General features: G+C 59.2%; 1 protein-coding gene. It reads right to left on the bottom strand.

The window, feature by feature from the left end; translation table 11 throughout:
* Positions 1–255 (bottom strand): transposase (locus KI367_RS26960; protein ID WP_212953359.1); only part of this gene is annotated, 255 nt, incomplete at both ends.

Consider the following 255-nt stretch of genomic DNA (forward strand, 5'->3'; position numbering starts at 1 on the left):
CGAACCGGGCGTACGCCACTTGGCGCTCGCCGAGCAGTGCGAAGGTTTGCTGCAAAAAGTCGATTGCGTCGGTTGAAGAATGCGTGTTGCCGGGGCGAAGCCTCGCATTCAGATTCAAGTGGGTTTGCCCTTCAAAAGCCAGCAACGGATGGTAGCTGTTTCGTCCGGGCTTATGCGGATTGGTGCCTTTGGCCGCGCCGGCCTGCTCCCCGTATACCGTCTCCACCGAGGAGTCCAGATCAAGGATTGGCTTGG

Source organism: Paenibacillus cookii, from assembly GCF_018333375.1.
Taxonomy (GTDB): domain Bacteria; phylum Bacillota; class Bacilli; order Paenibacillales; family Paenibacillaceae; genus Paenibacillus_AQ; species Paenibacillus_AQ cookii.